We start from the raw sequence: 9189 nt of genomic DNA on the forward strand, positions 1-9189 counted from the left end.
GCGGCGAGGCCGGCCAGGACGGGCGCGGCGAGGAACAACCACGTGAGCGCGGCCTGGGCGCTCGCGGCGTCATCCGTCCACGGGAACACCGAGACGAGCCACGCGCCCGCCGCGAGGAACGGCAGATACGGCGCCGACGAGGCGGGATGCCCGTACCCGTCGCCCTGCCAGGCGTCGCGCCACGCGTGCCACCACGCGCTCGCGGAAGTGAAGCTCGGCTCGAGAGCGCCGCCCGCCAGGCCCGCTCCGCCACTCAGCAGGTCGGTGTCGAACGTGCGACGCGCGAGCACGGCGCTCAGTGCGATGAGAGCCAGGAACAACCACAGGCCGGGGTGACGCAGGCCGCGCGCGACGATGCCGCGCGGAGCCGTCAGGTCCTCGGCGTCCGAGGACGTGGGCCCGGTCTCCGACGACGCCGGGCTCGCACCGGCCGTCCGCGAACCGCTAGGCGTGACGGCCTCGACGAACGCCTCCCACGCGCGGGCGCGGCCGACGGAGGCGGGCACGAACAACGACCGCAACTGCGCAGTGCTGACGACGGCGCGGCCGCGGAAGCGCCGGCGCGCGCCGAAGATGCGGGCCAGGCCGAAGGATGCGCTCGCCTGCCCCAACTCGGCCGCGGCACGCCGCGGCCGCTTGACGAGCAGCAGCGCGAGCGCGAGCAGCAGCGACGTCAGCGTCGTCCAGACCATCGCGAACGGCAGGCGCCACGCCGGTGTGCGCGCGAGGGCCACCTGACGGTGACGACGCAGCGTCGCGGCCGAGTGCGGCGCAGGACGATCGGGGTCACCCGCACGGCGCGACAGCGCACGTCGCTCGCGGCGGGTAGGGCGCGAGCCACCCCCGTCGATGGAGCGCAGCAGGTGCGCCGCGTCGAGATCCTGATGGGCGACGGCGTCGGGGATGACGGCCACCGCGTGCCCGGCGAGGTGGGCGCGCCAACACAGGTCGAGCCCGTCGCCGTCACCGTCGAAGGCGGGGTCGAATCCGCCGAGTTCGAGATAGACGTCCTGGCGCACGAGCATGCCGGAGCTCGCGACGGCGAGCACGTCGCGGCGAAGATCGTGCTGGCCCTGGTCGAGTTCGCCGCCATGCGTGCGCGCGACGTGCCGGCCGCTCGTCGTGACGTCGATGCCCACGTTGACGAGCCGGTCTGGGCGGTCGAGTTCGTGGATCTTGCAGCCGAGGATGCCGAGTCGTTCGCTGCGTCCGGCCGCCCTCAGCTGGGCGGCGAGGGCCGTCGGCAGCGGCGCCGAATCCTCGTGGAGCAACCAGAGCCAGTTGTACCGGTCGTTCGGGTGGCTCTCGCGGCGACGTGCACGGCGTCGGGTGCGTAGCGCGACGACGTGGTCGCTGGAGCGTGCGGGCAGCGCCTGGACGGCGCGGTCGACGAGCGCGGCGAACGCCTCGTCGTGCGAGGCGGTGACGACGGTGACGTCGAGCGCCCGCAGGTCGGCGCGCTCGCGGGTCATCGCGTCGAGGGTGCCGCGCACGCGTCCGGCGGCGCTGCCGTCGACGATGACGAGGCGGTCGGGGCGGCGCGTCTGCGCGCAGACGGCGGTGACGGTGGCGTCGAGCCAGGGCTGATGGGCGTCCCGCGCGATGAGGACAGCGGTGACGAAGGGGTGTGCTGGGGAGCCGTCGTGCAACTCGTCGACGCCGTTGACCTGGGTCGCCGACACTTCGCTCAGACCGCGCGCTTCTTCAGCTTGCGGCGTTCGCGCTCGGACAGCCCGCCCCAGATGCCGAATCGCTCGTCGTTCTCGAGGGCGTACTCGAGGCATTCGGAGCGCACCTCGCACCCGACGCAGACGCGCTTCGCCTCACGGGTCGAGCCGCCCTTCTCGGGGAAGAAGGCCTCGGGGTCGGTCTGCGCGCACAGGGCGCGCTCCTGCCACGACAGCTCTTCCGTGTCGTCCAGGGCGTCGTGCAGGCTGATCAACTGCATGAATTCCTGCATGTCCGTCCTTTCGTGGTCGGCGGTCGCGGCGGGTGGGCCGGGCTCTGCGGTACGTCCCGATCATCGGCACGTCGGTCGTGTGGTCATCGTGATCCGCCGCTCGCGGCGGCCATATCACCGAGCGGTGACAACCCCCTGGTGACGCGACGATCCAGCCGATGATCCGCCGATGGCGAGCCGTCGAGAAGGTCGACGGTGACGCCCGGACGAAGGGCGTCGTGCGCAGCGGGCAGGTGGCAGCGAGAGCGAAGCGGTGGCGAGAACCAACGGTGTTATTACATCGGTGTCATTCGAGTGAGTCAAGCCGAACGGGTGACCCCGATCAGCCCTCGGCGGGGGTGGTCGAGGCCCTGCTGCGCCCCCGTGTCACACTGACACAATGCATGTGAGCGTCCTATCTAGTGGTCCCCTCTCCCGCCCGGCACTAGATGCGCTGTTCGGGCGAGAGTCCATCACCAACACGCCTTTGCTCGATGTGATCTACGTCACCAACACGTCGCATGACATCAGTCTCGCAGGTCTCAGGTTCTGCCCCAACCTCGACGCGGTGTGCCGAAGTGCGGACGATGCGGTGCCGGGGACGCGCACAGCGGTCGTCTCTCTGCGGGACGCCGGTCTCATTCCGACCGGCGCGTGGGGCTGGCTCGACGATGAGGCCCTCGCCCAGGCCGTGGCCCGCACCTATCGCCACGCGCGGGGCACCGGCGCCGTCGCCGCAGCTCAGCAGCAGTGGACGCAGTGCCGCGGCGCGCAGAGCGAGACGGCTGCCGTCCTGCCGCTCACCGAAGAACCCATCGAACTGCACGTGCTCGAACCCGACGGCGACGGTGGGCAGGTCAGCCGTCACGCGCTGCGCTGGATCGAGGACACCGACCGCCGCGAGCCCGAGGGGTTCGTCGTCGCCGGCGTCGATCACGCCGACGCCGCGCCCGGCGTGCTCGACGCCGTGCGCAGCGCCGACGTCGTCGTCCTGCCGCCGATGTCGCCGATCCTCGACATGGCCGGATTCCTCGCGGTGCGCGGGATCCGCGACGCTCTGCGCGGCACGTCGGCGCGCGTCGTGGCGCTCAGCCCCATCGGCCTCGACGGGCACCGCCCCGCCGGCGTCGACGCCGCGAGCTGGCGACTCACCGGGGCGACTGCGTCATCAGCAACCCTCGCCCACCTGTACGCCGACTTCGTCGACGCCCTCGTCATCGACGACGCCGAGGCGCCGACGCGCTACCCGTCGTCACTCACCGTGACGCGAGCGCCCATGCGGGCCGCCCTCGCGGGTGACGTCGACGCCGCCGCCCGGCTGCGCGCCGTCGTCCTGGGTGACGCTGCCCTGTTGTCGTAGTCAGCTCCCCCGCGGCGGATGCGTTTCACCAGGTGCGCGTCGGCAGGTGCGACGGCAGGGTCATGCGTGCGCCGCGGCGTGGGCGCGGCGGGCCGCCGGCGAGGATGAGGCGCTCGGCGCGAAACCGGTGCCCACGGTATGGCTCCAGCAGGCGCGCCATGCCGGCGTCATCGGTGTCCTGGCCGATCAGCGCGTGCCCGATCTGCTTCGCGACGTGGTAATCCCTGAACGTCGGCGCATCGGCGTCACCCCAGGCCGTCTGCGCGACCTTGGCACTCGTCCACACTCCGAGCCCGGGCACGGACCGCAGGCGAGCGTGGGCCTCGGCGTGCGGCAGGTCCGCCGTCCGCTCGAGCGCGTCGGCGTGGTCGAGCGCTCGCATGATCGTGCGCGACTGCGGTGGCTCGACGCCGGCCTGCAACCACGCCCAGGACGGGATGCGTCGCCACCCCCGTGCGTCCGGCGCGGCGTGCATGCGGGCGACGGCATGCGCCTGCGGGCCGGCTGCGCGCACGACCTCCGCGGGCGTCGGGATGGGCGTGCCGTAGCGGCGTACGAGCACCCGAAACCCGCCGAACGCCTGCTTGCCGGTGACCTTCTGCTCGAGGATGCTCGGCACGAGCGAGGTGATGACGAGTCCCGTGCGCGGGGCGCGCCAGTGACGATGGTGCGGCTGGCGCAGTGCCGCCGTCACCCGGTCGTGACGGGCCACGAACCCGGACGGGTCGTCGTCACCGCCCAGGATGCGAGGCACCCGACCCTGGAACCACGCCGCACCCGGGCCGTAGGCCCGCAGCTCGACGCGGTCGGGACGCTCGGCGCGCGCGCTGCCATCGGGCATGGCGGCGGTTCGCGGCTCACAGCCCGCCATCCCACCGAGGCCCGGCCTATCCGCTCGTGCGGCTCCGGGCGTCGCTACGGGTGCACCGCCACGCACGGGCATCGAGCGCCACCACGTCAACGCCGGCCCGAGGGGCGTCGTCACCGCCCACCACAACTGCCGTTCGCCGATGACCATGCTCGGGTCGCCCACGCCGCGGCGCAGGGCGCCGAGGATCTGCGCTAGCGGCACCGGCCGGCCGGGTTCCCACACCTCGAACAGGTCGGCCGACATGGCGCCGGGCGCGCCCGCCCCGTCGGCCCCGTGGACTGTGTCGCCCCCGCCGGCCCCCTCGGCCGCGTCAGCGACGTCCATCAGACCCACGCTCCTCGAGGCCGCGGGAGACCACAGCACTCACCTCGCGCTCCACCTCGTCGAGTGGAACCCGCTCACCGAGGAACGCCTCGAAGATCCCGGCTTGCTCGGGCGAGACGTCGGTGTCGAGGTGCGCCACGCTCGGCTCACTCACCCACACGACGGGCATGCCGACCATGGCCGACAGGTTGATGAGGGCCGTGCTCGGCCCGCCGAGCGCCAGGCTCGCACGCACGACGTCCGGGTCGAGCTCGGCGGTGCCCCGCGAGAGCATGATGTCGAACTCCGCGTACCGGGCGCGATCTTCGGCGGGGTGCGGACGCACGAGCGGTCGCAGCCCGGCCGCGGCCGCGGCGTCCGCGAGGCGTCGCACGTACGCGAGGTAGGCCTCCGGCGAGCACCAGCCGAGGTCGACGACCGGCTGGGTGAGGATGACGGCGCTCGCGTCGCTGCCGGGGCGCGCGTCGCCCAGCTCGCGTCCGAACTCGGCGGCGACGGCCGGCAACACCTCCCACGATGATCCGACCGAACGGAACGTCGGCCACCGCAGCGTCGTGCAGGCGCGCGCGATGGCCGCGGTGACGAGCGTGCGCACTGCGGCCTTCGCCGCCGGGGTGCCGTGACGCTCCAGCGCCGCCCGCCGCGAGTCACGCGAAGCGTAGGAGCCGATGCCCTCGTCCGTGACGACGACCTCGATGCGCCGCGTCGGGTTGGCTCGTCGCAGCCGGGCGACGGCCTTGAGCCCCGGCGCGCCCACGGCGACGTAGAGGCAGCGGGCCGCGTCGTCGAATCGCCATCCGGGCATCCCGTCTTCGACGGTGACGCTCCCGCCCTGAGGCAGCAGCTCGCGCGCGTCGTCGACGGTGACGGCGGCGGAGGCGAGGAACGCGGGCGCGGCGACGAACGAGACGCGGATCGGCGTGACCCCGTCGACGAGGGTGCGCACGTAGGAGGCGATGTAGACGAGGTGACTGCGGTTCTTCACCCCGGTGATGGCGACGTGGATGCCCCGCGTGCCCTGCGCGTCGAGCGACGCTGGGCGGCCGCTCGAACGAGTGAGTCTGCGACGCAGCGAGGTTGCGGCCCCCATCACAGCACCGGGGGCCGGCCGAGACGCGTCAGCCGGGCGACGGTCGACCACGACATGACGCGCCGCTCCCCCGCGTCGGTCCGCACGCCCTCGACGAAACCGGCGAACCACGTCTTGAGTGCCTCCTTGTCCTTGACGCGCAGCACCGTGATGGCGGCCCAGTTGCCGAGGTAGAGGGGCACCAGCGGCGCCGGTAGGTTTCGCTTGGCGACCCACACGCGGTTGCGCGCGTTCATCCGGTAGTACACGGCGTGACGCGCGGGGCTCGTCGCGGGGTGATGGACGGTGATGCTCGGGACGTACTGGATGACCCAGCCGGCGTCGATGAGGCGCCAGGCGAGGTCGATGCCCTCGTGGCCGTAGAAGAACTCCCCTGGCCAGCCGCCGACTTCCTCGAACGCGGTACGCCGGGACAGGTGGATGCCTTCGAGGAACCACGTCGCGGGCCCGGGCTTGCCGCCGCCTTCGACACGCAGGCGCGGGATCCATCGCCGCGGCGTCGGCTTTCCCGTCGGGTCCTGTCCCAGCGGGCCGATGACGGCGTTCTTCGGGTCGCGTTCCATCTCTCGCACCATGTCGGCGAGGACGTGGTCGTTCGGCAGGGTCGCGTCGTCGTCATAGAAGAAGAGGTAGTCACCGCGCACCTTGGCTGCCCCGACGTCGCGCCCGCCCGGGATGCCGAGGTTCTCCGGCGAGTACAGGGGGCGCACGACGTCGGGGAACGGCCACGGGTTCTCGGCCGGATCCCACCCGTTGCCGAGCAGCACGACGTCGAGTTCGACGTCGCGCTGGGCGATGAGCGAGTCAAGCGCCGCCCGCAGATCGTCGGGGCGGTTGCCCATCGTCATGAGGACGACGCCGACCCTCGGCAGCGCCCTGCCCTCGGACGCGCCCGGTTCCGCACCCGGTTGTGTCATCATCATGTCTTTCCTCCGTCATGGGAAACCGTGGCGCTCACCGCACCTCGACTCTGCTGCCAGGCTAGAGTGCGCCGCCGACAACCCCGGAATCTCGGGGTTTTGCGCCGCTCAACGCCGCCGCGCGCGTCATGACGACGTCACCTCGAACCTCCGTGCGCCACGCCACCCGACCCACCGCGGCATCCTCCAGCACGTCGGCCGGCACGGCGAGCCCATGACGCGAGAGCCACGTGATGATCGGGACGTCGGCGAGCTTGGCCAACGCTTCGGCGCGCGTCCAGGCCTCGGCGAACTCGACCGGGTCGTCCACCCCGAACCGCCGTACCAAGGACGCCCGCACCGGCGCGACGATCTCGGCGTCGATGACGAAACGCGCGCCCTCCCTCACCCGTTCGGGCACGCGCCAGCCGAGGCCGGTCCCGTCGGCGAGGTAGCTGCGCGCGGCGTCGGGAAACGTCGTCGCGTTGACGTCGGCGGCGCGCACGACGTCGCCGTCACGCACGGCGGCCTCGAGCACCACACATGCGGGTGAGGTGTTCGAGGCCGGTGGCCGCGTCGTGGGGTCGTTCAGATCGAGCCGCCGCCGTCGATCGTCAGCACCATGCCGTTGATGTTCGTGTCTTCGAACAGCAGCATGCGCAGCGTCGGCGTGATGTTCTCCGGCTCTACGAGACGGTTCGTCGGCGTCCGGCGGGTGATCGTCGACAGCTGCTCGGTGCCGAGCACGGAGCTCATCTCCGAGGCGAAGAAGCCGGGCGCGATCGAGTTGACGAGGAATCGCCCGTGCATCTCCCGCGCGAGCGAGCGCGTCGCGGCGTCGAGGCCACCCTTCGTCGCCGAGTACGCGACGAGGCCGGCGTAACCGCGCTGCGCGCAGACGCTCGTCACGTTGACGATGCGGCCCTTGCCGACCTTCGCCATCGCGTGACGCATGAACGCGCGCGTGACGAGCAGCGTCGCCGTCAGGTTGGTCGAGATGATGTCCTCGATGCGCTCCGGTGTCGTGTGCAGGTGCAGCGAGTCCTGACCGATCGCCGCGTTGTTGACGAGCGCGTCGATCGGGCCGAGCACCTTGGCGGCGTCCTTGATGAACGACGTGACGGCCTTCGAATCCGTGATGTCGACCGAGCCGACGTACACGCGCTCCGGGTTGGCGTCCATGAGCTGCTGCAGTTCGGGCGTGACGGTGCGGGCGAACGCCGCGACCTTCGCGCCGTTCGCGAGCACCTCCTCGACGAACGCGAGGCCGAGGCCGCGCGAGCCTCCGGAGATGAGGACGCAGGAGGCTGCGGGGATGACGTTCGGCTCGTTCGTGGTCTCAGACATCGCTCTTCAGGCTCTCCTTGATCGGGATCTCACTCAGGTACTTGACGCGGCGTGGCACCGCGTATTCGGGCAGTCGCTCGGCGCACCACGCCTGCAGCGCAGCCTGGTCGGGCGCACCGGGGTCACCCTTGGCGAGGCCGTCGCGCAGGACGACGTCCGCTGCGACGACGTTGCCGACGAGCGGCGCCTTGCGCCCGCGCACGGCGGCCCAGGCGACGTCGGGGTGCTCGAGCAGCACTGCCCGCACGGCGCCCGCGGACGCCTTCGACCCGCCGACGTTGATCTCGTCGCTCGCGATGCGGCCGGTGATGACGACGCGTCCTTCGGCGATCTCGACGTGGTCGCCGGTGTGGATGACGGCGTCCATGCCCTCGGCGGCCTTCGGCGAGGCGATGAGCAGCTCACCGTCCTCGACGCTCAGGCGCGGGCGCCCGGCGACCTCGCGCTCCAGCCAGGTCTCGGGGAATCCGGCGAGCCCGTCGTGGACGGCGATCGCCGCACCGGCCTCGGAGCTCGCGTAGATCCATGAGATACGTGCGTCGGGGAAGACCTCACGCAGTCGGTCGAGGATGCCCTGGTCGACGGGTTCGCCGCCGAGCGTGATCTGTTCGAGCTTCAGCTGGGCGAGCACGTCACCGTTGCGCCACAGCGCTTGACGCCAGAACGTCGGCGTGCCGGATGCCGCCGTCACGCCCGCCGCGAGCGCCTGCTGCGGCCACTCGTCGAGCTGCGAGGGTTCGACGAAGACGACGTCCTGCCCGGGCATCGTGAGCGAGAGGGTGACGACCTGCCACCAGGCGTAGGCGCCCGGGGTGTAGGGGCACAACCAGGTGCGCGCAGGCTGCTGCCCCCCGACGGTCGTCAACGACTCCAGGGTGTGTGCCACCTGCTTCGGACGCCCGGTCGAACCGGACGTCAGCAACCAGATGCGGCCCGCCTCGGGCTCGCGCGGCGCCGTCGCGGCCTCGAGCGTGACGCCGCCGGCGCTGTCGCGCACGAGCGTCAGCCCCCCGTCACGCAGCTGCGCCGCCTGCTCGTCCCCGATGCGCGACGCGGTCGCGATGAGCGTCTCGCGGCCCGGGTCGAGCGCTGCGTTCCAGGCGGCCTGAGCCGCCGCTCGGTGCCCCGAGACCAGGCAGGCCGCGGCGGGCGGCAGCGTCGGTGTGTCGGACGATGCGCCGTACGGCGCCTGCGCCAACTCAGCCCACGTGCCGTCGAACTCGCCGACGACGACGCGGTTGCCCGCGCCCGCAGGACGCGAGTCGAGCACCCCCGTCATTCGGCCTTCTGAAGCTCGTCGATGAAGTCGAGGACGTCTCCGACGGTCTCGATGGAGCGAAGGCCGGGCGCGTCGAAGTT

The 9189-nt window shown here is 72.1% G+C and carries 9 protein-coding genes; 1 reads left to right on the top strand and 8 read right to left on the bottom strand.

Annotated elements, in window-relative coordinates; genetic code table 11:
• The coding region (locus B2284_RS10245; RefSeq protein ID WP_286697444.1) for a glycosyltransferase family 2 protein at window positions 1-1682 on the bottom strand (1682 nt) is incomplete at its 3' end.
• A gap of 5 nt (window positions 1683-1687) precedes the next feature.
• Window positions 1688-1948 (bottom strand): WhiB family transcriptional regulator, encoded by a 261-nt coding sequence (locus B2284_RS10250; protein ID WP_167539850.1) that lies wholly within the window; start codon window positions 1946-1948, stop codon window positions 1688-1690.
• 391 nt (window positions 1949-2339) lie between these two features.
• Here B2284_RS10250 and B2284_RS10255 point away from each other — a divergent pair, with 391 nt between their 5' ends.
• Window positions 2340-3299 (top strand): 2-phospho-L-lactate transferase CofD family protein, encoded by a 960-nt coding sequence (locus B2284_RS10255; protein WP_082740636.1) that lies wholly within the window; start codon window positions 2340-2342, stop codon window positions 3297-3299.
• 25 nt (window positions 3300-3324) lie between these two features.
• Here B2284_RS10255 and B2284_RS10260 read toward each other — a convergent pair whose 3' ends face one another.
• The 6 genes from B2284_RS10260 to B2284_RS10285 are packed head-to-tail and all read right to left on the bottom strand — an operon-like array spanning window position 3325 to window position 9109.
• Complete coding sequence (locus B2284_RS10260; RefSeq protein WP_136788114.1) at window positions 3325-4494, bottom strand: DNA-3-methyladenine glycosylase family protein; 1170 nt, start codon at window positions 4492-4494, stop codon at window positions 3325-3327.
• Window positions 4481-5584, bottom strand: a complete 1104-nt coding sequence (locus B2284_RS10265; RefSeq protein WP_286697445.1) for a hypothetical protein — start codon at window positions 5582-5584, stop codon at window positions 4481-4483. Before B2284_RS10265 ends, B2284_RS10260 begins: the two co-directional genes overlap by 14 nt.
• Window positions 5584-6507, bottom strand: coding sequence for a glycosyltransferase family 2 protein (locus B2284_RS10270; RefSeq protein ID WP_286697446.1), 924 nt, complete (start codon window positions 6505-6507; stop codon window positions 5584-5586). Before B2284_RS10270 ends, B2284_RS10265 begins: the two co-directional genes overlap by 1 nt.
• Window positions 6508-6565: 58 nt before the next feature.
• On the bottom strand, window positions 6566-7024 hold the full coding sequence (locus B2284_RS10275; RefSeq protein ID WP_286697447.1) for a hypothetical protein: 459 nt from the start codon (window positions 7022-7024) through the stop codon (window positions 6566-6568).
• Window positions 7025-7071: 47 nt separating this feature from the next.
• Entirely contained in the window at window positions 7072-7830 is a 759-nt protein-coding gene (locus B2284_RS10280; protein ID WP_006943602.1) for an SDR family NAD(P)-dependent oxidoreductase, read from the bottom strand.
• Window positions 7823-9109: an AMP-binding protein gene (locus tag B2284_RS10285; RefSeq protein ID WP_062258258.1), complete on the bottom strand. Its 1287-nt coding sequence runs from the start codon at window positions 9107-9109 to the stop codon at window positions 7823-7825. Before B2284_RS10285 ends, B2284_RS10280 begins: the two co-directional genes overlap by 8 nt.
• Window positions 9110-9189: the final 80 nt, after the last annotated feature.

The sequence above is a fragment of the Dermacoccus sp. UBA1591 genome (assembly GCF_002322065.1).
Lineage (GTDB): Bacteria > Actinomycetota > Actinomycetes > Actinomycetales > Dermatophilaceae > Dermacoccus > Dermacoccus nishinomiyaensis.